This is a genomic window from Sporosarcina sp. D27 (genome assembly GCF_000586555.1).
Lineage (GTDB): Bacteria > Bacillota > Bacilli > Bacillales_A > Planococcaceae > Sporosarcina.
The window spans coordinates 171,013-196,489 of record NZ_AZUC01000045.1; the positions used below are offsets into that span (position 1 = coordinate 171,013).

Here is a 25,477-nt window from a genome sequence, read left to right on the forward strand (position 1 = left end):
GGTGTCATACCACTATGAATGAGCCGTTACTTGAAGTGAAATCGTTGAAAACATCTTTTCGTACGGATATGGGAACTGTAAAAGCTGTAGATGACATCTCTTTCACCATACATCGTGGTCAAATTCTCGGTATTGTAGGGGAATCTGGATCTGGAAAAAGCATCACTTCACAATCTATTTTAAGGTTAGTGGGACATAAGAAGAGCGAAAGCGTAACCGGAGAAATCTATTTTGAAGGGCAAGATTTGCTGAGTCTGAAGGAACGGCAAATGCAACGGATTAGGGGAAAAGACATTAGTTTAATCGCACAAGACCCCATGACCTCTCTCAATCCCGTGTACACTGTGGGCAATCAAATAGCTGAAGTTCCATTAATTCATGAACAAATGTCGAAGACAAGTGCTTGGAAAAAAGCGATTGAGATGATTACAAGAGTCGGTATCCCTTCGTCAGAATTGAGAGCCAAGCAATACCCTCATCAATTCAGTGGAGGAATGAGACAGCGGGGCGTCATTGCAATGGCATTGGCTGGAAACCCAAAACTCTTAATAGCGGACGAACCCACAACAGCATTAGACGTAACAATACAATCACAAATATTAGAACTTATTCGAGATTTACGGGACGAAACGGGTGCAGGTGTCATGCTAATTACGCATGATTTAGGTGTTGTTGCGGAAATCTGTGATCATGTAGCCGTTATGTATGCGGGAAAAATTGTTGAGAAGGCCAGTGTAGCAGAGCTATTCTCAAATCCAAAACACCCATATACAAAAGGATTACTCGCATCACTCCCCAAACTGGGGAATAAAGAGCGGTTAAAACCTATCCTTGGTCAACCACCAAACTTACACAATTTGTCTAGTGGCTGTGCATTCGCAGATCGTTGCCCGTTCGTAATGGAAAAATGTCGAGAAGTTCAACCACTATTACAGGCTGACAAAAAAGGACATCAAGCGGCATGTTACCTATATGAAGAGGAGGTAAGACATGCAAACGACTAAACAAGAACTTGTGCGAGTGGAAAATTTATCGAAACAATTTTCGATGGGAAGCTCCTTTTTGAGTAAAAAGAAGCAATCCATTCGTGCTGTAGAGGATCTTTCGTTTTCAATTTATAAAGGAGAAACACTTGGTATTGTAGGTGAATCTGGATGTGGGAAATCGACGACTGGTCGACTACTTTTAAGGCTGTTGGAAGCAACGTCTGGTTCAGTGCACTTCGAAGGAGAAGATATAACGAGTTTCTCCAAAGAACAGCTACGTGCAAAACGTAAAGACTTTCAAATGATTTTTCAAGATCCATACGCTTCATTGAATCCAAGAATGACAGTGGAAGATCTAATCAGTGAACCCTTGGTTACATATAAGGTACCGAATAGAAAAGAAAGAGTTTTAGAACTGATTGATGCGGTGGGGATTTCAAAAGATTATTTAAATCGGTATCCCCACGAGTTTTCAGGCGGGCAGCGGCAACGTATCGGCATTGCACGTTCTCTAGCGCTGAATCCGAAGTTTATCATTGCAGATGAACCTGTTGCCGCCTTGGATGTTTCGATTCAAGCACAAATTATTAACTTGATGAAAGATTTGCAAGATGAGTATGATTTAACCTACTTGTTTATCGCCCACGATTTAAGTGTTGTGGAGTATATTAGCGACCGAATTGCTGTTATGTATTTGGGAAATATTGTTGAGTTAACAGTAAGTGAGAAGCTGTATATGAGGCCATTACATCCATACACACAAGCACTCATATCTGCAATACCAGTTCCAGATCCCTCATTAAAAAGGGAAAGTGTCAAATTGAGTGGAGAACTACCAAGTCCCATGAATCCTCCAACAGGGTGTAAATTTCACACACGTTGCCCTCTTGCAAAAGACATCTGTAAGCAAGTTGTCCCACAATTGAAAGAAGTTGAACCAGAACATTTCGTAGCATGTCACGTAGTAGAGGAGAATTTAGTATGACGTATTCAATTATCGCAAGATGTCCTGAAACTGGGAATTTCGGCGCCGCCATTGCTTCTTGTTTCCCAGCTGTCGGAGCACATTCCCCTGCTATTAGAGCAAATGTTGGTATCATTGCTACACAAGGATGGGTGAATCCAGCTTTAGGTTTAAGAGGGATGCACTATTTAAAAGAGGGACAGACGGCAAACGAAACGTTAAATACATTGCTCCACAGTGATCCCGGCAGAGAGTTAAGACAGCTTGCGATTGTAGATAGATTCGGCAATAGTGCAGTCTATACTGGAATTGAAAATGATGAGGAAAAAGGACATATTATAGGAAAACAATATGCCATACTAGGAAATTTGTTAGCTCATAAAGATATTCTTGAAGGCATGGAAGAAGCATTTTTAAAAACAGAAGGTAAATTAGAAGACAAACTAATTGCATCGTTGAAAGTTGGAGACAGTTTAGGTGGGGATCGACGAGGGAAACAATCAGCCATTCTCAAAGTGGAAGCTGTTGAAGGGTATCCTTATGTAGACTTCCGAGTGGATGATGAAGATGAGCCAGTTTTAAAATTAGAAAGTATTTATAAGAAAAATAAACACGTCTTAATAGATCGATACGATGAATGGATTGAGTCCATCGAGGTTGGGGTTCGACTAAAGTAAATTCGTAAGAGCGGAGGATCCAAGATGAACAAAACATACTCACTGATGACAGATAGTAGATTATACAAAGTTCTATCCTCTGCCGTTTCGAAAATAATGGACGCTGTAGGTAATGAAGATTTTGAACAAAGTATCGTAAATGAGATTCTACATGTCATACCTCAACTTGACGTAGGATTTTTACTGATTTTCAACGACAAGACGCAAAAGCTTATTGTTAAGCACGCAGTTGGTTACGATAAGGAAAACTATCGTAAAACACAACTCACTTCAGGTGAAGGCATTTCCGGTGAAGTATTTGGTACTGGAGAACCGATGTTTTTGACAACACAACAAGACATCACTCTCGCAATGCGTTCCATGAGCCCTATAAATCTTTCACACTATTTGCATTCAACAACCAAAGCAGATTACCCACAACAAACAATCGCTATTCCTTTAAAAGATACAGAAGGTACACTAGGCGTGATCACTCTAAGTAGCCATGATAACAACAGTCACTATCCCTCGAATTTCATGGATATTCTCCATTCGTTCACACCTATGATTTCGTTAGCTTATCGGCATCATGTATTGAAAAAGAAAGAAGTCGCTCTCGAAAAAGAGCTCTTACTAACAGCAAAGGCTTTAAGGAAAGAGCATGATCAGCAACAGAAAACAGCAGATTTATATAATGAACTGACAACATTAAGTAATCAAAATAAGGGCATTCAAACAATGATGTTGGCATTTCAACACTATATAACGGCTCCCATCTCCCTATACGATGAGCTATTCAATCGTATAGCCGATGTGAACCAGGCTCCAACTTTACTTCCACCTGGATTCATTTCAACCAAAGAGGTACAGTATGTTATTTCCATGAAGAAGTGGCAGGTTTATAACCAGACAGATGAAACATCGATAATTATTATCCCTATCGTCGGTTCTAATTCAGTTATCGGGTTTTTATTGACCTATATTGAAAAAGAGAAATTTCATCATGTCGATCGGATGTTGCTGGAATATGGCTCTTCCTTAATATCATTAGAAATGATGAAGCAACAATCTATATTAGAAGCACAGCGAGTCATCTACGGTGATTTATTTGAAAAAATAATTTTTGGTGCGTCTGACAGTCAATTAGATCAACAAGCGAAAAATTTGGGATTTCAACCTGAAGATTTTTATGTTGCTTTGATTTGCAGTGAAATAGAACATAATTCAAAAAAAGATAACCGGTTTGAAAGAGAAAAGTGGATGAGATGGATTGAGGAGGCACTAAAACTTTATAAAATTAAGGGCATAGTCACTCAAAGAGGAGACCAAGTCATTGCCTTTCTGTCATTCCCTGAAGTAGAAGGAAAAATAAGCGCTCGAAAAGCTCTGACGAATTTTACCGAGTATCTGAACAAAGTAAATTTTCCTGTCTATATTGGATTGGGAAGAATGTATGAAAGTTTTCATGATATTCGAAAGTCATATGGAGATGCAGAGAAAAGTTTACTACTACTGAAAAAAAGGAAAAATAGACGCGTACATAAGTTTTCCGATGGCGGCATCTATCGAATATTACTAGATTTCGACAACAAAGAACTAGAAACTTTTTTAGAGGATCATTTAGGAGCGTTACTTGACTACGAAAATAAAAAGAACGGAGATTTACTCGAAACGCTTATTGTATATGTAGAGAATAACAGAAATTTGAAGAACACAATAGATGCGTTAACTATCCACCAAAACACTCTCTATTATCGAGTTAAGCGAATCGAAGAAATTCTTGATATTTCATTAGCCAATCCAGAGCAGTGGTTTGATATCCAGCTCGCATGTAAAATTTATGAGTATGTGTATTTATGAGTTCCTGTTTTTGTTGAATAACTTTTATTTTATAGAATGCTTTGCTAGTTACCAGTATTGATTTTTAAAAATAGGTGGCAGAGGTGACGCTTGCTGTAACCAACTGCCACTTTGTTACGATGTATACTATTTAATGGGCTTGCCCGCATTATTTGTGGTACGGTTCTCCGTAACTAGTCTAAGTACGGTACTATTTTAATATTTGCGCTACATTCTAACTTGTAATCGGCAATGCCTATTTAAATTTCCCTAGTTTCTTCTCTTAGCCATACTCTCTCTTCTTCATTTAAATAAGGAGCTAGCTTTCTGTATACCTCTTGGTGATAACTGTTTAACCATTGCTTTTCATTCTCTGTTAACATATCTTTATTGATACCGGCTAGATCAATAGGGCAATACGTGATTTCTTCAAACCTCATAAATTGACCAAACTCCGTTTTCTCGTCTTCAACTACTACCATCATATTTTCAATTCTAATCCCATGTTTGCCTTCAAGGTATATTCCCGGTTCATTCGTAATAATCATGCCTTTTTCTAAAATTACATGATTACTATTCCTAATGCTCTGTGGTCCTTCATGAACATTCAAGAAAAATCCTACCCCATGTCCTGTCCCACATTTATAATCCAAACCATGCTGCCAAATTGGTTGTCTTGCTAAAACATCTAAATTAGAGCCTGTTGTTCCGTATAAATATTTTACTGCGCTTAATGCAATAAATCCTTTTAACACCAAAGTATAATCTCTTTTTTGTTCATCAGTAAGTTGTCCTAAAACAATTGTTCTTGTAATATCTGTTGTTCCATCATAATACTGTCCACCAGAATCAATTAAAAATAGGCCTTCATTTTTAAGAGTAAATTGCGTTTCTTTATTAGCTTTATAATGCATCATCGCAGCATGTTCTTTATAACCTGCTATCGTATCAAAGCTAGGTCCAACAAATCCTTCCTGCTCTCTTCTGAAATCTTCTAATCTTTCTTCCGCCGTAATCTCTGTAATTTCCTCCTTGTCTACAGAATCTTTTAGCCATTTGATAAATTTCACCACGGCTAAACCGTCTTTTATTTCACACCATTTTAAATTTTTTATCTCCACTTCATTTTTAATAGCTTTTAAATCAGTTGTGATGTCAGAACTCTCCATTTTCGTCGCATTACTGTTTATGGCATTATATAATCTGATATTTGTCTTATTCGGATCGTAAATAACGGCAGCTTCGTCTGCTAGTTTTTCTAGGAATGTTTGAATTTCATCATACGCTTTTAACTGAATACCCTCAGTCTCTAGCTCTAATTTCACCGCAGAAGGAACCTTGCATGAATCAATAAATAAGTAACATTGATGTTCTGCTACGATTACATTCGCTATTGCAACTGGATTGTTAGGCACATCAGCCCCTCTAATATTCAACAGCCATGCAATATCATCAAGGGAAGTTACGATATAGAAATTGGCTCCTTTATTTTTCATTTCTTCTCTTACTTCATTTAATTTTTCTACGCGCGATTTGCCTGCATATTTTACTTCATGAGTAAAAATCGGTCCTTTAGGAATCTCCGGTCTATCTTCCCACAGGTCATTAATTAAATCTTGATTCATTTTTAATAAGATACTCTTTGCTTGTATATCCTGCTCCATCCTTTTAACCAAGCTAGTTGAGAAAACATTGCCATCAAAACCAATCGTACTTCCTTCTTTAAGAACATCCGCTAGCCATTCTGAATAAAACGGGACCCCTGGATCTGCCATTCTGAATAATCTGATTCCTGAGTTTTCAAGCTGCTTTTCCGCTTGAATATAATATCTGCCATCTGTCCATAACCCAGCATCCTTTAATGTAATCACGACAGTACCAGCAGATCCAGTAAATCCTGATATCCATTCTCTACCTTTCCAATGCTCTGCTACATATTCACTCTGATGTGCATCAAAACTTGGAATTATATAAGCATCCATTTGATTTTCTTTCATTAGCTGTCTTAACTTTTCAACCCTATCTCTGATATTCATTACTAATACCTCCATTTTCATTAAACTAAATTCATTAATTTCACTGTCATATAGCCATGCAGTTAGTACTATACTAATTATTCCGCCAGCATTGCAAAGTATAGACACATATTCATTTTACCTGAATATATGTCTAGCTGATGATTAAAAATGTAAACACTTGCTCAAAATCATAAGAATAATCGAGGTTTCATTACTCTTTAAAGAAAAACATTGCCACATCCCATCATTTCACTAAGTAAACGATACCTTTTGCAACATAGAGTTCAAAATTGTGTATTGAACAGGAACCTAATTTTTGGAATCAATTACCGTCTATACAAAAAGACAGACATAAAAAATTATTATGTCTGCCTCATATAATATTATTTTATTTATTAAAATCTACAACGATAAACGGTTGTAATTGGAATGGTTTAGGTGCGATATTTCGGTCATTCCATTGCGCGAACCAGCGCTCTAATGGATAGAAGAAATATCCATCTTGCCAATGATCTGATGTATCATATGGGTCAGCAAAAATTAGCATATCATCACCGATACCCGTTGTACCGTTGTTATCATAGCCAATAATTGATTGCCAATGACCATCCCAGTCCGTCCACTCAACCATGATTGGACGATTATTTTCTAAATGATCTGTTAACCATTTTATGAAATAGCTGTCTTTGGCATCTGTTACCCAAGCCTCTGTTGTCTCACTATTTTCAGAAGCATACAAGCTATTCCAAGAGAATGTTGCTGGTAGGTTCCCTACGTTATTACCTGTTGCCCCAGAATTATCCTGGATTAAATCCGCATCTGTGTAATCTGCACGGTAACTTGTTTCTACTACTTCAAAACCTTCAATACTTGTGAAAAAGTTATATAGTTGAGAAACATCTGCACCATATTCATGAAAGTTATTCGCAGATCCAGGTAATGCACCTTCTACATCTAGATCAGTCATTGCTTTCATTTGAATAGCAATATCCATTTCTGTCATTTTATCGTAACCGAAATGATTCGCCACCATCAATGCTGTCGTTGGGCCACAAGACCATTCCGTTGTTTGCTGCATCGTTTGGTAGTTTTCGATAATTGTTAAATTGTCATCTGATTTTAAATTATAAAAATCAGGTGCTTTATAGTAGCGAGATTCTGTATTATCTCCAGCATTTGCGTATGCATCTGCACCGCCTGCCTCATCATAATCGTCACCTTTAATCGGGGTTGGTTTAACTGCCACAGTAGTTTCCGCTGATGTGTTTGTATCTAGTAAAGCCTCCGCATTATCTTTCGTTCCTTCACCTGAGCATGCCCCCAGTAACATTGCAGATGCTAAAACTGCTGTAAGAATTCTTTTCATCTATCACTCCACCTTTTCTTTTTGTTCTATGCTTTTTTGCACTGGAATTTATTATAACTAAAATGATAAATTTGACAATATATTTTTTTGCGCTTAACAATATTCGTAACAGGGTGAAATTTCAGTTAAAAAAGTAGACAATTGAACAATCCCCGAAAATGAAAGATATGAAAATCAAATATAAACTTAAAACCACCTAAACGCTGTAATTCCAACGTTTTAGGTGGTTTTTTCATAAACTGTACTTACTTGTGGTACGGGTCACCGAAATGTAAGTGCAGTTTAGTATTCATCATCTATGTTGGAACCGTCACATAAAATTATTCCATTCAATATTAAATAATACGTCATCTTTCCTGTATTCATTACATGCCTGATCAGCTACTGCATAAGTCCAATAGTACTCTTTGAATTGTTGACTATCTAAAGAATAAAAAAAAGAAGTTAGCGATAACTTCTCATTTCTAGTTCGTTATTATTAAATTTAGGCGGCTTTATGCACCCTTTATACGCTAAAGACATTTCTACCTAAAATGAGAATTACCAAACCTATTCTTGATAAAGTCCGCCCACTTTAACCTATTATTAATTCCACAATCCTGCTTTTACAAATTTCTTTTTTCCTTTAAATGCGAGGATAATGGCTCCCACATTCAGGAGAAACATTATAAAAATTCCATATAGCACATATGTGTAACTACCTGTCATTTCAAATATAAAGCCATATCCAGGTAACGCAACAATACCTGCAACTGCCAATCCCGTAATTGCAAGTCCATAAATTTGACTGAACTCTTTACTACCAAATAGAGCTGTTGTTAAAAGCGGCCCCAATGTCCCAAGAGATGCAACAACAAATCCATATAGGCTAGTAGCTAATGTAAACATCACGGGGTTTTCAGGAACTATTATAAGGATTCCTACTGGAACTAACCCTAGAAGCATGGCGATAATCGCTGTATTCTTCACTCCAATTCTATCACTGAGAAAACCGAAGAAGATCGCTCCAATTACAATACCTACGGACCATGTGCCCATTGCATTACCCGCAAACTTGATATCATAGCCCAAACCCATCGCGAATGGCGCAACATGTTGGTTAAAAGCAGCTATTGATGTTTCAAAGAAGAAGAAAAATAGTAAATAATATAATACACTTGATTTTTTTGCTATGGCAGCAGTAACCCCGCTATTTGTTGTAGTTTGAACTTGAACCTCTGCATTTTGCTGAACTACAACCTTACCATATGGCTCTAAACCTTTATGTTGTGGGGCCTTTCTAATCGTTAATAACACAACAGGAATAACAACCGTCATTACACCTAACCCTAAAATAATATACGTATTTCTCCAACCCTCACTTGCGATTAAGTTACCTGCTACCGGTTGAAGAAAAGCACCTATTAAACCTCCAGCTCCCACCATAATACCTATAGCCACGCCTTTGTGCTTTTCAAACCAATTATTAATAAGAACTGGACCCGCCAATTGTGTTACAAATACAGATCCCATTGCCATAGGTATAGCAAACAAATACCATCCCCATACGGAGTTCATTAATCCAAACATCGCAAAGGAGCCTGCCTCCAAAAATACAGCTGTCACTAAAATTACTCTAATATTATATTTCGCTATCATCTTACCTGCAATTGGTAGTGATATCATGGTTACGATTGATGAAATACTAAAGTACAATGTTAAACTTCCCATTCCAATACCTAAATCTTCTGTAACCGGAGTTAGAAATAGTCCACCGGTAGTCAAAATGCCACCTTTTGCAGCTCCGACCATTACAACTAATCCTAATAATACCCACCAAGCATAGTGGATTTTTTTCTTTGACTGACTCATGATGTTATCCCCTATTCCATAGTTTATTTCTATTTTCAAAACAAACCTCTAACTTTTTTCTACTTTGAAAGAAGTTTTACGATTAAAGTTTTTTTAAAAAAGAATCCTTCAGTTTGATATATCCATCACTAAATTTATAAATACCGTCTTGTTTGTTAAATAAATTATTTTATTTAAAATACAACCAACATTCACAATTATAGTGACTTTAAATAACCAAGTTACTTTTCGTAACAATAATAACTCGCTCGGTATAATGTGTCAATACTATGAATTTCGTTGGAATAATACGATAAATTTAAATAATCCTTATGTATACCATTTGCGAGGTCAGTTATTAATTCATAAATTACACATAAGGGTTTTTAATAAATTCATCTCTGTCCTAGTCTTACTTCAAAAATAAATAATGAAGTAAATTTAGCAATTCTATTAAAACAAAAAAAAACCCGTCTTATTGAATCGACGGGGTTGCATATTGTCAAACACGCAAATATAAATCAACTACACATTTCAATTAAATAGGAACACACGTTGTAATAATATCTCTAAGAAACAACTACAACAGCTATTTCTTTATAGTTCCTCACTTATTGGGTCTCGCATTAGTTTAAAAGAAACGATAGAATTTCAATGGAGAGTAACTCAAGTAAACCGTGCATAATTTCTGCTAATCAACACGACTAATAAAAAACAATAAAAACCTCATTTACTTTGATACGGTTCTCCTTCACAGGGATAAGTACAGTTTAATACGGCACTTCTATAAGTCCAACGAAGCCTCAATCTCAGGATTTGTAGTAGGCTATCCTTCATTACCCTCACTTACTTATGCTCTGGTTCTCCGTACTACATGTAAATGAGTATTTTCAGCTTCAGGCATTATTTTATAAGTTCTATAAATGATTTTGCAGCACGCGTTAGTGGAACATTCTCTAAATGGCATAGGCCAATAATCCTCTTTGGAATTTCCTCTACTAGCTGTATCTCGTATAATTCTCCACTTTCTAAATAATTTTTTGAGAACTCCTTGATCACACACGAAATCCCTAAATTTATTTTTGCGAATTCTAAAACCAAATCAAACGATCCTAATTCAAATACAGGAGAAAATTTGAAACCTTTTTTTTCAAAGAAATGCTCCACAAACATTCGTGAATTCGATTTCTTTTCTAAAAAAATGAGTGGCATTCTCATTAAATACTCAAAACTAACCGGTTGTTCAGTAAGAGTTTTATATTTTTCTCCGCAAACAAAGATATCTTGAATTTCCTTACAGGGAATGACTTGTAGATTTTCTTCATTGATTGGTAAATTACACACACCAATATCTACCTTTCCTGATTTTATTAAGTCACAAATTTCTGTTGTAGTTCCGTTTAATATATTTAATTTGATCCCAGGATATCCCTTATGGAATGTTTCCAAATAAGGTAATAAGAAATAGCGAGAGATGGTGTCTCCAACTCCGATACGTAATTGTCCAGTCTTTAATGTTTTAAATTCTAAAAGTTTGTCTTCTGCGGCGTTTATGATTCCCAATGCTGACTTAATGTGCTCATTTAACAGGTTGCCTTCATTTGTTAATACCACTCCCTTTGATGTTCGATGGAATAGCAGAATATCTAATTCTTTCTCCAATTTCGATATAGCTTGACTAACAGCTGGTTGTGTCATGTAAAGTTCTTGTGCTGCTTTTGAAAAACTTTTATTAGAGCTAACAACGTTAAATATACGGTATAAATCCAATTTCCCTATCATATAAGCCCTCCTTATATCCGATATAATGAATGTTAATTTTACTTATATCACGTTGTAAGGGTATAGTAAACATATAATGTTTAAATATATGGACATAATTATATTAAACATACTCGATTAGAGGAGAGATTAAATTGACAAGAGCCGTTGGAACAGTAGTTCGTGGGCTTCGCAGTCCCATCATCAACCAAGGTGATAATATGGAACAAATCACTGTTGAAACAGTATTAAATGCAGCAAAGCTCGAAGGCTTTTCGATAGAGGATCGCGATATTGTTACAATTACTGAATCCATTGTTGCTCGTGCGCAGGGAAACTACGCGACAATCGATCATATAGCAACAGATATAAACACTAAATTCGGTGATGATACAATTGGTGTCATTTTCCCGATTCTTAGTCGTAACCGATTTGCAAACTGCTTGAGAGGGATTGCAAAAGGAGCAAAAAAAATAGTCTTAATGTTAAGCTACCCTTCTGATGAAGTGGGCAATCACCTGGTAGACATCGATGAGCTAGATGCGAAAGGCATCAATCCATGGACAGATGTATTAACTGAAGCCCAGTTCCGTGAACATTTCGGTTATGGTAAACATACTTTCACAGGTGTTGATTACATCGATTACTATAAATCCTTGATTGAAGCTGAAGGTGCAACTTGTGAAGTTATCTTCTCTAATAATCCAAAAACAATTCTGGACTATACAAAGAACGTTTTAACATGTGATATTCACTCACGCGTAAGAACAAAACGTATATTAACAAGCAATGGTGCTGAAAAAGTATATGGCCTAGATGATGTTCTTTCAAAACCAATTAACGGCAGCGGCTTTAATGAAGCCTATGGCCTACTTGGTTCAAATAAAGCAACCGAAGACAGTGTAAAACTATTTCCGAACAACTGCCAACCAGTTGTTGATGGTATTCAAGCAAAACTCAAAGAATTAACTGGTAAAACTGTTGAAGTAATGGTTTATGGCGATGGAGCATTTAAAGATCCCGTCGGTAAAATTTGGGAGCTTGCGGATCCAGTAGTATCACCCGCTTACACAAAAGGACTTGACGGTACTCCAAACGAAGTGAAACTAAAATACTTGGCAGATAATAACTTCTCTCATCTTCAGGGTGAAGAGTTAAATCAAGCTATTACTGAATTCATTCAGAATAAAAAAGAAGACCTCGTAGGTTCAATGGAAGCACAAGGCACTACACCTCGTAAACTAACTGACCTAATTGGATCTTTATCTGATTTAACTTCAGGAAGTGGAGATAAAGGAACTCCAATTGTCTACATTCAAGGTTACTTCGATAACTTTACAAAATAAACTCATCATAAAAGGATGTCTCTTCAGTCGAGACATCCTTTTACTTTTTCTTATGTTACGGATCAACTAGCATTCTCTAGTTTATAATCTACTTTGCATATGAATCTTTATTGTCATGTATTACATCACTACTTAATAATTGAGAAAAATATTTTTAAACGAAGTAAACTTTAGCTCCATGGGTTAATCATCATCTAAGCAATTGCCAAGGAACAGATTTCCCGGCATATTAAGCGGTGGGGCTTGTCCCGTTATTATTCCCTTGAATAACCAATTTCGAGAAATAGCGTTGATGTTTTGTTATTGAAGCAAGAGATTCTTTAAGAAATGTGAGACATCACTTTTTGCTAATGCAAATAATGCTTAATTAAAACTTGGTACTCTACACCGGTAAATGCTTCTACTTCTCTAAAGATATAATATACTATAACTATGTAATTATTATTTTTGATATGGAGTGAATTCCTATGATAATCGTAACAACCGAGAATATTGCTAATCATCAAATCACAGAAGTGCTAGGCCCCGTATTTGGTTTAACCGTAAGAGCTAGAGGAATTGGCAAAGACATCGTTGCTTCTCTTAAAGGACTAGTAGGTGGAGAAATCAATCAATATACAGAAATGCTTGAAGATGCCAGAAAGCAAGCAATGGATCGTATGGTTCAAAATGCTACAGCAATGGGAGCAAACGCTATTATTATGATGCGTTTTGACTCTGGAGAAATAGGTCAAAATATGAGTGAAATTGTAGCCTATGGAACAGCAGTTATTGTAGAAAAGAGATAACGAATGAAATGGATTATAGGATTTTACGGTATCCAGTTTCTCATTCTGATTGTCTTAATCTTTGGATCATGGTTCATTTGGGATCGCCGTTTCAAAACAAAACATGGCAAGCAAGTACCAAAAGGATTTATACGGACAAATGAGATTTCCATTGATCCAATTACAAATAAAAGACTCGTCGTTTATTTCAATCCAGAATCCGGCGAACGGTTTTATAAAGAGGAAAATAAAAATTGACTAGGAGCCTGATTTCAATTGGCACTGCCAATTTTTTTAATAACGAAAATCGCTTTTTAACATGGGAAGATGTACAAAAGATACTACGCTCATTTACTAAAACAGCCGTTATTGAATTTAAATACATGAAAGGGACCCCCTAAAGCGCTGACATGTCAACGTTTTAGGGGGTCCTTTTCATAAACTGCACTTACTTATGATACGGTTCATTCCTCATAATTCTAAACCCACGATATACCTGCTCCAACAAAATCAACTTCATCAACTGATGCGGGAACGTCATCTTCGAAAACGACAGCAGCTCATCTGCCCTCTTGTAGACATCTGTATGTAATCCCAATGATCCGCCAATCACAAAGGTGATTTTGCTTTTACCATAAGTCATCAGTGATTGCAGATTTTCTGCTAGCTGCTCGGATGTTTTCTGTTTTCCTTCTATCGCTAATGCAATGACATGGGCATCTGGTGAAACTTTCGCCAGAATGCGGTCTGCTTCTTTTTTCTTAACGATTTCCATGTCAGCCTCGCTTAGTTGCTCGGGTGCTTTTTCATCTGCCACTTCGATTAAGTCGATTTTGGCGTATGCACCGAGTCGCTTGGCATACTCCTCGATGCCCATTTTCAAATACTTCTCTTTTAGTTTTCCTACAGTCACAATTGTAATATTCACAGCCTTGTCCACCTTTTTTGAAAAGTTATACACCGAAGTTATACACATATCCACAACCACTTCTAGATGTTGTGCCCGATTATATGTTCGTCACAAGATAGACAGGTGGTGCTTCACAGTAACCACATGTTGTGGATAACTTCTCTCCATCTGTAATTGTTTCCATGCTCGGAAATGTCTCCTCTTTTGCAACAAATTCGTCAAGTGCCCGGTTTATATGGGTTTCACAGCTATGAATTTTCATATTATTCACCTCTTTTTCACTTTTATTTCCCCACAGAGTTATGCACAAATTTTCAGTTTTATCCACAAACATAGAATTGTTGATAAAAAAAGCAGACACAATAGCTATTTTTCTGCTATCGTGTCTGCTGTGGATAACTAAATAGTTATTTTATGCACATGTGCATTAGAACGAGTTTCCATCTTTCAAAACCATTTCAATTGTGACAGGTTTCCCATCGCGATAGACTTTCATCGTCATACTATCGCCGACTTTCTTTTCGTTGTACAAGTGCTTGCGCAACGTCACCATGTCTTCAATCGGCTCTCCGTCCATTTCTACAATTGTATCATATTTTTGGACTCCTGCAGTTTGTGCTGGTGTATTGCGGAAGACTTCTGTAACCACAACCCCATTTTTAACGTCTTTGGGCAACTTCAGTACGCTCTGCTGTTGAACAGGGATGTTTCTTAAGTCAAGTAGGGATACTCCCATTGTTGGACGATTTACTTCACCTGTCTGTTCAAGTTGCTCAATTACTGGTAAGGCTAAGTTGATAGGAATCGCTAGACCAATTCCTTCTACCGTCTCTTCTGTAATTTTCATGGAATTGATGCCAATCAGCTGGCCCGCCATATTGATAAGAGCTCCCCCTGAGTTTCCAGGGTTAATGGCCGCGTCGGTTTGGAGAACGTCCGCTTGCCAGTCAACGGCGCCATCTGAGTTAATGTCTATAGGAATCGAGCGGTCTTTACCTGAGACGACACCTACTGTGACAGAACCAGAAAAACCAAGACCTAACGGATTCCCAATCGCAATGACCGTTTCGCCACGTTTTAACGCATCAGAATCTCCGAACTCCATAGTTGACGTGATATCTTTGTCGTCAATTTCAACAACCGCAAGATCTGTCCATACGTCACTTCCAATTAACTTCCCAGCCATCTTCGTTCCATCATCAAGTGTCACTTCTAATTCTTCTGCATCTTCGACAACATGATGATTGGTCACGATATAGGCTTTCCCATTTGCTTTCTTGTACAGGACACCAGATCCTGTTCCAATTGCTTGTGGTGTGTCAGATTGGGTCCAGAAATCTTGACCGCGTTGTAAATTTGTAATCCCAACAACTGCGTCAGTTGATTTTTCTACTACTCCTGTTAAATCACTGTTGATCTCAACACTCACTTGCTTAGAGCTTCCCGAATCCTTTACTGTACCCGTCGTCTTGTTGTCATTATTATCCGATCCACCTACGGTAAACATGAGCAGCCAGACGAGCAGTCCACCTATTATGGCTCCTAATAATGCAGGAAAAAATCCACCTCGTCGTTTGGGTGATTCTGGAGGTGGCGGTGGCGGTGGTGTCGTATTTTGTGCTCTGTACATGGGCTCGCTCTGTGGTGTTTCATAATTCTTCTCATGTAGCGGTTCATTCTGCGGGTCAGATGACCTCGGTTGTTCCTCTTCCCGATCCCTGTTGTATTCGTCCATGGCTCTCGTCCTTTCGATTCCATTCTCTCTTTACACTTTACCCCATTCTGATAATTTTAAAAGAAATATGGGGACTTCTATAAAAAAGACGATGGAATGGAGTAAATCGTTCCCATTTAGCTTAGGAGGTTATAAAGTATGTACCGCTCGAGTTTTGTATCTATTAATTTTTGGTGACGTGTTCTCTAAGAGGGAATAATCAGGTTCAGCCTTAGAACGGGCGGGTTGAACGAGAGAACGATCGGGTTCAGTCGCGGAACGGGCGGGTCGTCGGGCTAATCGAGCGCCAAATCGTTTTCTTCCCATCAAAAAACCGCATCGCCTTTAGCGATACGGTTTTCTCCTCAAACAGTGATTAATTCAGTTGGTTCTTCTGCATCGGTGTCATGCAAATGCACAAACTCTCCTGCTATAATGCCGCACGTTTGTAACGTCTGTTCAACGCTCATGCGGGCAAGATCTTTCATGTTATTGTCGCGGCTTAAGTGAGACAAATAAATCTGTGTCTCTTTTTGTTCGATGACATCATTCATCGCAATCGCTGCATCTTCGTTCGATACGTGACCGACATCGCTCAAAATACGTCGCTTGACACTCCATGGGTAACGCCCCATTTGGAGCATACCGACATCATGATTCGATTCAAACACAAAAGAATCCGCACTCTTAATGATCCCTTTCATGCGATCGCTCACGTATCCGGTGTCTGTAATGATCGCAAGTTTACGATCCTCTTCGTGAAACACGTAGAACATCGGATCCACAGAGTCATGGGAAACGGCGAACGATTCAATCGAGATCGAACCGAAAGAATGGACCGTTTCCATATCGAATTGAAACCGTTGTTCAAGCGAGATGTCACCAACTAACCCATCCATTGCTTGCCATGTCTTCTGGTTCGCATAAATTGGAACGCCATGCTTTCTCGCTAAAACACCGACACCTTTAATGTGATCGCTATGCTCATGCGTGACAAAAATAGCGTTAACGTCTTTCATAGATCGACCAATTTTCGCAAGCTGTGCTTCGATTCGTTTTGCCGTTAAGCCTGCGTCCACGAGATAGGCCCCTGAATCATTTTCTATATAAATTGAATTACCAGTACTACCACTGGCAAGTATGCTGAATCGCATCGTAAAAACTCCTTATTCGGATTGCTCTTCCTCTTCTTCCGGATCCTTTTCAAGTTGGAACTCAATCACTTTACCTTCGTTAGCACTGAGGAAGTGGTGCTCTTTTTCCCCACTATCTAATTTTACTTGAACATCCCACGTTGGGGCAAACACTTGGGTTTCTGTTAAGCGTACAAGTGTTGAATAGCCCATTTTGACATTGGTCACTTCAGAGTTCTGTTTCAACAGACCTCGCGAAGCGAGAGATCCAATAATTTCTAGTGGCGACAGCAAGTCTTTCTTATTGAAGTTCGTAAACTTCTTCAACATGCGTTGCTCATAAGATTGAATTTTTTCATCATCATCCCACGAGACCACAAGCATGGCGCTCGGACTATAATAGATCGGGCGTCCCTCGAATTGTTGGAAGAAGAATGCCTTCTTTTGTTCTTCCTGCACATCCCACAGTACGTATTCCGTTCCATTCAAAACGTATTGGGAAAGGAATGATTTGAAATCATCTTTCTTCGCTTCTTCAAGTGTTATTTTATCGGTTATTGTTGACCTTAAGAGGTTATCACTCATGATGGAAGTTTTTTGACCCTTTAAATCTTTTAGTGATTCTTTGTTAAAATCAACAACATCTGCAGAAACAAATGATGCTTCTTTGTCTACAAATGGAGGCAGCTTGTAAGTGATGTTTTCTTGCTTTAGGACATCTTCCATAGATGTTTTCCCCGCCACTTCAAGATTTTCAATATTAGCGTTCCGGTTCAAATACAGGAAACAAAGTAATACATTCAATATCGAAAACACAATGATGAAAATTGTTTTGGTTTTACTCCAATCCAAGAAGGCCGCCTCCCTTCCGATTTAGATCTTCCTCATACACTTCCCAATTTCCGTTGATGTAATAGAACCAATGGGGTTCGAATTTCAAGACACCAACATCCGTATCATGAACAAGTGAATAACCAGGCTTTATTTCTTCGATTGCTGTGAAATCGAGATCGTCTGATGCTTCTAGGTGACGGGCAACCTCCGTTGCTGGAGGGAGTGTCACTTCATAACTTTTGATAGGCGAGTTGAGTGTGAAATAAGGTCGTCTATAACTGGATACTCGGTTATCTCCCAGTATTTCCGTTATCTCTGCACTGTCCGGGCCGTCACTAAAGACTGGTAGTCCATTGTCATGGAGCTGAAACTGAATGTAACGCGAAACTGGGTTCATGTAAGAATAGCGGTAATCATCTGTCCAGCCGCTGTGATCATTTACAAAATCAATTGCAGTTGTCATCAGTTCAGAAGGAATCGCTAATTCCTGACTTTCAGGAGGGTAGAAGAAGTTCAGAACTTTCGATTTTGTGTTTACCTTCATCAGCGCATGATCATCACCATACTCTTCTTTATTGGAATCGACTAAATTTCTTCGGACAACATTTGGATCATTAAACAGCGCATCTTTAAACAAGGAAGGGTTGATTTCCTCTTCAATGTACGTCGAGTGGATCGCTGTAAGGGGTTCACTTGAAATCGCTAATGTCTTGGTTTTATTCACCTGGACTTCTTTAAATTGAGACAACTTTTTGCCTTTATCAATAATCGATTTTTGGAACCGTTGTGTATCCTCCATTTTCACTTTAGCTTTATAATGCGTCCTGCTAACTGTACTGACAAAGTGAACCTCGGGGAGACTGTCATCTGGATCCCAATTGACAATAAGTTTATTGAACATAACTTCAGGTACAGTTTTGTCTTCAATTTCTAGTACGTCCTTATAGACGGAAACTGGTACTTCTCCTGGATAATAGAGGACATACTGATTTCCTTTTGTGAGTAAGTCATGCATCTCATCTTTCGTTAGATCCAGGTTCACTGCAGTAAATCCAAACACTTTCCAGCGCATCATTTCCTCAAGCACAGGTTGAATTACTGTGGTATCTGTTGTTCCATATAATTCTTCATCATTAAACTTGAACACCCATTTGTAAGGAAGGACAATATCAGATATTGGTTTCTTATTTTGTATGCTTGTAATAGATCCATCCACTGACTGATTTTGATCAAATGGATCGAACTGTGGGGTATACGACCAAATTGAAAACGTAAACGTAATGCTCAGAAGGACGAGTAGTAGCAGGACGACCGATTTGATTGTCTCAATATGTCTCACACGTCCCACTCCCCATCATCGTTTTGTTCATAAGGCAATGTGAAGAAAATCGATGTTCCTTCGCCTTCGACACTATGCGCCCAAATCTTACCGCCATGTGCACTAATCATTTCTTTCGCAATAGCAAGACCTAGACCAGTTCCCCCCATTGCACGGGAACGTGCTTTGTCTGAGCGGAAGAAACGATCAAAGATCCGATTCACGTTTGCAGCCGGGATACCAAGGCCTTCATCTGATATACTTACGCGGATCGAGTTCTCCAATACTGCAACATTGAAGCGGACAATTCCACCGTCTGGCGAATACTTGAGCGCATTCGAAATAATGTTATCAATTACTTGTGTCATTTTGTCTGTATCAATTTCAACAAACAGATCCACTGGTGGGACAATTCTCCGGAAGCTCACTTCTTGTGATTTGGAAAACTCGAATCGATCAATGATTGAGTTGAAGAATGTATTGAAGTCTACCCACTCTGTGTTGAGCTCGTATTCGTTACTATCCATTCTAGAAAGTTTCAGCAAATCATTTACTAGCCGAATCATCCGTTCCGTCTCCGTTTGTGTCACATTCAAGAAGGCAGGTGCAATGTCTTCGTTTCTCCATGCCCCTTCAGCCAGCGCCTCCAAGTAACTGCGCATCGTAGTGAGTGGCGTCCTTAGTTCGTGTGAAACGTTTGACACAAACTCACGACGTTCCATTTCAATTTTTTCTTGCTCAGTGTTATCGTGCAGAACGACTATGAGACCATTCACAAAACCTGTCTCTCGTTGAGTCACAGAAAAGGTTGCGCGTAAAATTGACGGTTCTTCTTCCGTACTAAAGTCTAGCGGGATCGATTCACGCATCTCTATCAAATCTTCAAAGGAATACTCTTTCTCAATTCCGAGAATGGTATTAATCGGCCGGTTCAACACGAGATCACTGGTCATCCGAAGCATGCCGAGTGCCGAGTCGTTAATGAGACTCACACGGCCTTTCCGATCTGTTGAAATTACCCCGTCTGTCATATTCTCCAGCACAGATGCCAATTTCCGTCTTTCCGCCTCTGTGGTCGATTGAGACTCCAATAGCTGATTTGTTAAATGGTTGAACGCAATGGCCAGCTGCCCCATCTCATCATTTCCATAAACCCGGACTTTCCTGGAGTAATTACCTTTTGCCATCGCTTGTGCTTGCCTGCGCATGTCAGAAATAGGACGAGTGAACGTCTGTGCAATGAAAATTCCTATGATGATGGTAATCGTAAGCGAGACCGCAGCCGCTCCTGCAAGGATTCGATTGATTTCGTCGATCTGCTTAAAGACTTTCTCAATGTTTGACTCCACGTAGAGTGCTCCAATGACTTCACTGCCGTTCATAATCGGAGACGTCCGCTTTTGCACTCTTTTATTGGTTTCTTTATTGAAGTTAATAACACTTTGAGGACTTTCAGAGACAATGGCCCTTTTGACGATATCATCGGTGGATTTCTGTCCAACCATCGTTTTCTGATGATCCAGTATAGAGGACGATAAAATACGATATTTCGAATCGATTACTCGTACTTCAATAATATCATCCGAACTAAAACCTAAAAGGACGGTCCGCAAACTCGTTTCGAGTGACGGATCGTCCGAGGTTCGTTCTTTCAGCATTTCTTCACGTACGCTAAATTCAACGAGGTTAATACGATCTTTAATCGAGTTTGTGAAGTTATCTTTTAAGGTTTCTTCCAACTGCTGTGAAAAGTACAGGCCGATAATCTGCAAGGCAAGTAAGATAAGCATGACGTAAATCAACACAAACTTAACATGAATGGAATTGAAGATCCCCACTTTTCTCATTTGGTTACTCCTGTTCCGGATCTCGCAAGTAGTAGCCAACGCCACGGCGTGTCACAATCCATGTTGGGTGACTTGGTGTATCTTCGATCTTCTCTCGAAGTCTTCGAATGGTAACATCTACTGTTCGGACATCGCCGAAGTAGTCATAACCCCATACCGTTTGCAACAGGTGCTCACGTGTCATCACTTGTCCAATATGATTGGCTAAGTAATGCAACAGTTCAAACTCACGATGGGTAAGTTCGATTGTTTCCCCTCGCTTTTGTGCAAGATACGCATCCGGCTGGATGACAAGACTGCCGACAGCAATATCATTTGTAGCTTCTTCCGCGTCCTCAGCTGCAGCCTTTTGGTGTCTCCGCAAGTTCGCTTTGACGCGAGCAATTAGCTCTCTCGTTCCAAATGGTTTCGTGACATAATCATCTGCACCGAGCTCCAATCCAAGAACTTTATCGATTTCAGAGTCTTTTGCTGTTAGCATGATAATTGGAAAGTCATACTTTTTACGAACTTCACGACATACTTCCATCCCGTCTTGTTTTGGTAACATGATGTCGAGCAACATGATATCTGGCTGGACCTCTTCTACTTTCGCCAGTGCCTCATCTCCGTCATAAGCTGTATAGACGGTAAAGCCTTCTTTTTTCAAATTGAATTCTAATATATCCGCAATGGGTTTCTCGTCATCTACAACGAGTATTGTTTTGTTTTGCATGAGTTCTACCCTTTCCGGCCGAGTCGGCACATTTACTTGGTATCCTTTTACTCTACCATTCTTCATGCATTTTCGCACGTTCCAATCGTTTCCCAAACTGCTTAGGAAGAGCCTTTATTCTACGTTGTCAATTTATTTCCCGGGGAATATTTCCCGACTTTTGTCGAAATTCCCCGTAAGTAAAAAACGCTTCCCCACTCCGCCAAATAGGCAGAAACTGAGGAAGCGTTTTATAAGTTTAAGTTATGCACGCCAAACGCTTTTTACAACGTTTGTTTGTGTACGATCCGGACCTACTGAGAAGATGGAAATTGTTACGTCTGTGAGCTGCGCAATACGCTCTAAATAGTGACGCGCGTTGGCTGGTAGCTCATCGAGTGATTTACATTTTGTTATGTCCTCTGTCCAGCCTGGTAGTTCTTCATAGATTGGTTTACATTCAGCTAGCATCCGCAAGTTTGCAGGATACTCTGTAATTGTTTCACCTTTGTACTCATAAGCCGTACAGATTTTAACTGTATCCAAACCTGTCAATACATCAATTGAGTTTACCGATAGATCTGTCAATCCACTAACACGACGCGCGTGACGAACGACAACACTATCAAACCAACCGATTCGACGTGGACGACCTGTTGTTGTACCAAATTCTTTACCGACTGTACGGATCTGATCGCCAACTTCATCAAATAGTTCAGTTGGGAAAGGACCGTCACCAACACGAGACGTATAGGCTTTACATACACCAACGACGTGATCAATCTTAGTAGGGCCGACACCAGAACCAATTGTTACGCCACCCGCAACTGGGTTGGATGATGTGACAAATGGATAAGTTCCTTGGTCGATATCGAGCATAACACCTTGTGCACCTTCAAAAAGGACACGACGTGCTTGGTCAAGTGAATCATTTAACACTTTAGATGTATCTGTAACATACTTCGAAAGTTCTTGACCGTAACCGTAGTACTCTTCTAAGATGTCTTCAATATTGAATCCTTCTGTATCGTACATCTTTTCAAACAGGCGGTTCTTTTCTTTCAGGTTCATGCGTAACTTCATCTCAAATACTTCGTGGTCAAGCAAGTCTGCTATACGGATTCCGATTCTTGCAGCCTTGTCCATGTAAGCTGGACCAATTCCTTTACCCGTTGTTCCGATCTTGTTTTCCCCGCGGCTCTCTTCTTCCACAAGGTCTTGCTTCAAGTGGTAAGGTAAAATGACATGTGCACGATTAGAAATACGTAAGTTGTCTGTGTTAACGCCTCGGTCTTGAAGGCCTTTCAATTCGCCGACGAGTGCTTTTGGATCGACAACCATGCCGTTCCCAATAACAGACGTCTTCTCTTTGTAAAAAATGCCGGATGGCACGAGGTGAAGTTTGTATGTTTCCCCGCCGAAGATAATCGTATGACCCGCGTTATTCCCGCCTTGGTATCGAGCTATTACTTCTGCATTTTCTGAAAGGAAATCTGTAATCTTCCCTTTCCCTTCGTCTCCCCACTGTGTTCCAACAACTACTACTGATGGCATTATCAGCACCTCCGTTGGATGCATAAGCATCCTCATTCAAACAGCTATTATTGTAACAAGCTTGGTGTACCGCGTCAATAAAAAACACGAACGTTAGAGAACTACTATTCTCTTACATTCGTGTTTAAGCACCAAAGGACTCATGTTGCGACCAATCGATATTTAAGAACTTGTTATATTCCTTTGCAAATGCTAACGTCACCGTTCCTGTTGGGCCGTTACGTTGCTTTGCAATGATAATCTCAATCATATTCTGGTTTTCAGTCTCTTTGTCGTAATAGTCTTCACGATACAAGAACGAAACGATATCCGCATCTTGCTCAATACTTCCAGACTCTCGTAAGTCAGACATCATCGGCCGTTTGTCTTGACGCTGCTCAACACCACGGGACAGCTGTGACAATGCGATTACTGGCACTTTCAATTCACGGGCAAGAGCTTTCAGTGAACGGGAGATTTCCGATACTTCCTGCTGTCGGTTCTCACCCGATCTGCCACTCCCCATAATAAGTTGCAAGTAATCGATCATAATCATTCCGAGTCCATGCTCTTGCTGCAGACGTCGACATTTTGACCGAATTTCGTTAATGCGTATACCGGGAGAGTCATCAATGAAGATTCCTGCGTTGGACAGGCTGCCCATCGCCATCGTCAGCTTACGCCAATCCTCTGCCTCAAGATTACCTGTCCTTAGCACAGATGCATCAATATTACCTTCTGCACATAGCATACGCATAACGAGCTGCTCAGCACCCATCTCAAGACTAAAGATCGCAACGTTTTCATCTGTTTTAGTTGCAACGTTCTGTGCTACGTTCAAGGCAAAAGCTGTCTTACCTACGGAAGGTCTCGCCGCCACAATGATCAAGTCATTGGGTTGGAAACCAGCAGTTATTTTGTCAAGATCGGCGAAGCCCGTTGGAACACCTGTAACGTCTCCCCTGCGCGTATGTAAAATTTCTATGTTGTCATACGTATCCACAAGTACGTCCTTGATATGACGGAAGTCTCCGGCATTTTTACGGTTCGCAACTTCCATCATCTTCTTTTCAGCTTCTGATAAGAGTGCTTCCACTTCGTCTTCTCTCGTATAACCATCTTCCATAATTGTCGAGGCCACTGAAATCAGACGTCTCAGTAAAGACTTTTCCTCAACGATGCGAGCATAATGTTCAATGTTCGCTGCAGTTGGTACGGAGTTTGCGACCTCTGTTAAATATGAAAGACCTCCGACGTCTTCCAATTCTTTTTTTGCAGATAGTTCTTCCGTGACAGTGACAACATCGATCGCCTGCCCCTTATCACTTAAGCCAATCATAGTTAAAAATATCTTATGATGTGCAGTCCGGTAGAAATCCTCGGGCATCAAAATCTCAGCCGCTGTAATGAGGGCTTGTGGATCCAAGAAAATTGCACCTATGACGGACTGCTCGGCTTCGTTATTATGAGGGGGAATACGATCTATCATTTGATCCATCAGACTATCTCCTTATCATTCTTCTGTTACGTGGACTTTCAATACCGCGTTGACATCATGATGTAATTTTACAGGTACATTTGTGTACCCGAGTGCACGGATGGCATCAGGTAGATCCATCTTACGCTTATCAAGCTTAATGCCATGTTGTTTCTCTAGAGCTGCTGCAATTTGTTTGGAAGTAACCGATCCAAATAACCGACCGTCTTCTCCAGATTTTGCTGTCAATTCAACTGTGAGCTCTTCGATATGAGCTTTTAGCTTCTTCGCATCTTCCAACTCTTCTGCAGCATCTTTTGCCTGGCGATTCTTTTGCCCTTCCAACTTGCTGAGAGCTGCTGGTGTTGCCTCAACAGCCACATTGTTTTTGAGTAAGAAGTTTTGAGCATATCCTACAGAAACCTCTTTTACATCACCTTTTTTACCCTTACCTTTTACATCTTGTAGAAAAATAACTTTCATG

At 39.4% G+C, this 25,477-nt stretch carries 22 protein-coding genes; 7 read left to right on the forward strand and 15 right to left on the reverse strand.

Going from position 1 to position 25,477, the window contains the following annotated elements:
* The first annotated feature begins 14 nt into the window (after positions 1 to 14).
* The 4 genes from N693_RS0107810 to N693_RS0107825 are packed head-to-tail and all read left to right on the forward strand — an operon-like array spanning position 15 to position 4,466.
* The gene (locus N693_RS0107810; protein WP_025784240.1) at positions 15 to 1,004 is read left to right on the forward strand and encodes an ABC transporter ATP-binding protein; all 990 of its coding nucleotides are present in this window, start codon (positions 15 to 17) and stop codon (positions 1,002 to 1,004) included.
* Complete coding sequence (locus tag N693_RS0107815) at positions 991 to 1,971, forward strand: ABC transporter ATP-binding protein (protein ID WP_025784241.1); 981 nt, start codon at positions 991 to 993, stop codon at positions 1,969 to 1,971. The genes N693_RS0107810 and N693_RS0107815 overlap by 14 nt, the downstream gene beginning before the upstream one ends.
* Positions 1,968 to 2,627: a DUF1028 domain-containing protein gene (locus N693_RS0107820; protein ID WP_025784242.1), complete on the forward strand. Its 660-nt coding sequence runs from the start codon at positions 1,968 to 1,970 to the stop codon at positions 2,625 to 2,627. The genes N693_RS0107815 and N693_RS0107820 overlap by 4 nt, the downstream gene beginning before the upstream one ends.
* A 24-nt stretch (positions 2,628 to 2,651) precedes the next feature.
* A complete protein-coding gene (locus N693_RS0107825; RefSeq protein WP_025784243.1) occupies positions 2,652 to 4,466 on the forward strand; it encodes a helix-turn-helix domain-containing protein in 1,815 nt (604 codons plus the stop codon).
* A 239-nt stretch (positions 4,467 to 4,705) separates the two neighbouring features.
* Here the strand turns inward: N693_RS0107825 and N693_RS0107830 are convergent, their stop codons facing one another.
* The 4 genes from N693_RS0107830 to N693_RS0107845 all read right to left on the reverse strand — a co-directional run bounded on the left by N693_RS0107830 (position 4,706) and on the right by N693_RS0107845 (position 11,441).
* Positions 4,706 to 6,481, reverse strand: a complete 1,776-nt coding sequence (locus N693_RS0107830) for an aminopeptidase P family protein (RefSeq protein WP_025784244.1) — start codon at positions 6,479 to 6,481, stop codon at positions 4,706 to 4,708.
* Between the two features lie 370 nt (positions 6,482 to 6,851).
* Positions 6,852 to 7,829, reverse strand: a complete 978-nt coding sequence (locus tag N693_RS0107835; protein ID WP_025784245.1) for a papain-like cysteine protease family protein — start codon at positions 7,827 to 7,829, stop codon at positions 6,852 to 6,854.
* 585 nt (positions 7,830 to 8,414) lie between these two features.
* Positions 8,415 to 9,680 (reverse strand): MFS transporter, encoded by a 1,266-nt coding sequence (locus tag N693_RS0107840; protein ID WP_025784246.1) that lies wholly within the window; start codon positions 9,678 to 9,680, stop codon positions 8,415 to 8,417.
* Between the two features lie 882 nt (positions 9,681 to 10,562).
* Positions 10,563 to 11,441 (reverse strand): LysR family transcriptional regulator, encoded by an 879-nt coding sequence (locus N693_RS0107845; protein WP_025784247.1) that lies wholly within the window; start codon positions 11,439 to 11,441, stop codon positions 10,563 to 10,565.
* A 134-nt stretch (positions 11,442 to 11,575) separates the two neighbouring features.
* Here N693_RS0107845 and N693_RS0107850 point away from each other — a divergent pair, with 134 nt between their 5' ends.
* The 3 genes from N693_RS0107850 to N693_RS0107860 all read left to right on the forward strand — a co-directional run bounded on the left by N693_RS0107850 (position 11,576) and on the right by N693_RS0107860 (position 13,791).
* Complete coding sequence (locus N693_RS0107850; protein ID WP_025784248.1) at positions 11,576 to 12,766, forward strand: coenzyme F420-0:L-glutamate ligase; 1,191 nt, start codon at positions 11,576 to 11,578, stop codon at positions 12,764 to 12,766.
* 467 nt (positions 12,767 to 13,233) lie between these two features.
* Positions 13,234 to 13,554: a YbjQ family protein gene (locus N693_RS0107855; RefSeq protein ID WP_025784249.1), complete on the forward strand. Its 321-nt coding sequence runs from the start codon at positions 13,234 to 13,236 to the stop codon at positions 13,552 to 13,554.
* A gap of 3 nt (positions 13,555 to 13,557) precedes the next feature.
* The gene (locus tag N693_RS0107860; RefSeq protein WP_025784250.1) at positions 13,558 to 13,791 is read left to right on the forward strand and encodes a hypothetical protein; all 234 of its coding nucleotides are present in this window, start codon (positions 13,558 to 13,560) and stop codon (positions 13,789 to 13,791) included.
* 190 nt (positions 13,792 to 13,981) lie between these two features.
* Here the strand turns inward: N693_RS0107860 and rlmH are convergent, their stop codons facing one another.
* The 11 genes from rlmH to rplI all read right to left on the reverse strand — a co-directional run bounded on the left by rlmH (position 13,982) and on the right by rplI (position 25,476).
* A complete protein-coding gene (rlmH, locus tag N693_RS0107870; protein WP_025784251.1) occupies positions 13,982 to 14,461 on the reverse strand; it encodes a 23S rRNA (pseudouridine(1915)-N(3))-methyltransferase RlmH in 480 nt (159 codons plus the stop codon).
* A 79-nt stretch (positions 14,462 to 14,540) separates the two neighbouring features.
* The gene (locus N693_RS19955; RefSeq protein ID WP_037592939.1) at positions 14,541 to 14,705 is read right to left on the reverse strand and encodes a CxxH/CxxC protein; all 165 of its coding nucleotides are present in this window, start codon (positions 14,703 to 14,705) and stop codon (positions 14,541 to 14,543) included.
* 165 nt (positions 14,706 to 14,870) lie between these two features.
* Positions 14,871 to 16,178 (reverse strand): S1C family serine protease, encoded by a 1,308-nt coding sequence (locus N693_RS0107880; RefSeq protein ID WP_025784252.1) that lies wholly within the window; start codon positions 16,176 to 16,178, stop codon positions 14,871 to 14,873.
* Positions 16,179 to 16,522: 344 nt separating this feature from the next.
* Positions 16,523 to 17,311, reverse strand: a complete 789-nt coding sequence (locus N693_RS0107885; protein ID WP_025784253.1) for an MBL fold metallo-hydrolase — start codon at positions 17,309 to 17,311, stop codon at positions 16,523 to 16,525.
* Between the two features lie 12 nt (positions 17,312 to 17,323).
* On the reverse strand, positions 17,324 to 18,142 hold the full coding sequence (locus N693_RS0107890; RefSeq protein ID WP_025784254.1) for a two-component system regulatory protein YycI: 819 nt from the start codon (positions 18,140 to 18,142) through the stop codon (positions 17,324 to 17,326).
* Positions 18,129 to 19,463, reverse strand: a complete 1,335-nt coding sequence (locus tag N693_RS0107895) for a YycH family regulatory protein (protein WP_025784255.1) — start codon at positions 19,461 to 19,463, stop codon at positions 18,129 to 18,131. Before N693_RS0107895 ends, N693_RS0107890 begins: the two co-directional genes overlap by 14 nt.
* Complete coding sequence (gene walK, locus N693_RS0107900) at positions 19,460 to 21,289, reverse strand: cell wall metabolism sensor histidine kinase WalK (RefSeq protein WP_025784256.1); 1,830 nt, start codon at positions 21,287 to 21,289, stop codon at positions 19,460 to 19,462. The genes N693_RS0107895 and walK overlap by 4 nt, the downstream gene beginning before the upstream one ends.
* A 4-nt stretch (positions 21,290 to 21,293) precedes the next feature.
* On the reverse strand, positions 21,294 to 22,004 hold the full coding sequence (yycF, locus tag N693_RS0107905; RefSeq protein WP_025784257.1) for a response regulator YycF: 711 nt from the start codon (positions 22,002 to 22,004) through the stop codon (positions 21,294 to 21,296).
* A gap of 243 nt (positions 22,005 to 22,247) precedes the next feature.
* Complete coding sequence (locus N693_RS0107910; RefSeq protein WP_025784258.1) at positions 22,248 to 23,537, reverse strand: adenylosuccinate synthase; 1,290 nt, start codon at positions 23,535 to 23,537, stop codon at positions 22,248 to 22,250.
* Positions 23,538 to 23,661: 124 nt separating this feature from the next.
* Positions 23,662 to 25,014: a replicative DNA helicase gene (gene dnaB, locus N693_RS0107915; RefSeq protein ID WP_037592940.1), complete on the reverse strand. Its 1,353-nt coding sequence runs from the start codon at positions 25,012 to 25,014 to the stop codon at positions 23,662 to 23,664.
* 15 nt (positions 25,015 to 25,029) lie between these two features.
* Positions 25,030 to 25,476: a 50S ribosomal protein L9 gene (gene rplI, locus N693_RS0107920; RefSeq protein ID WP_025784260.1), complete on the reverse strand. Its 447-nt coding sequence runs from the start codon at positions 25,474 to 25,476 to the stop codon at positions 25,030 to 25,032.
* Position 25,477: the final 1 nt, after the last annotated feature.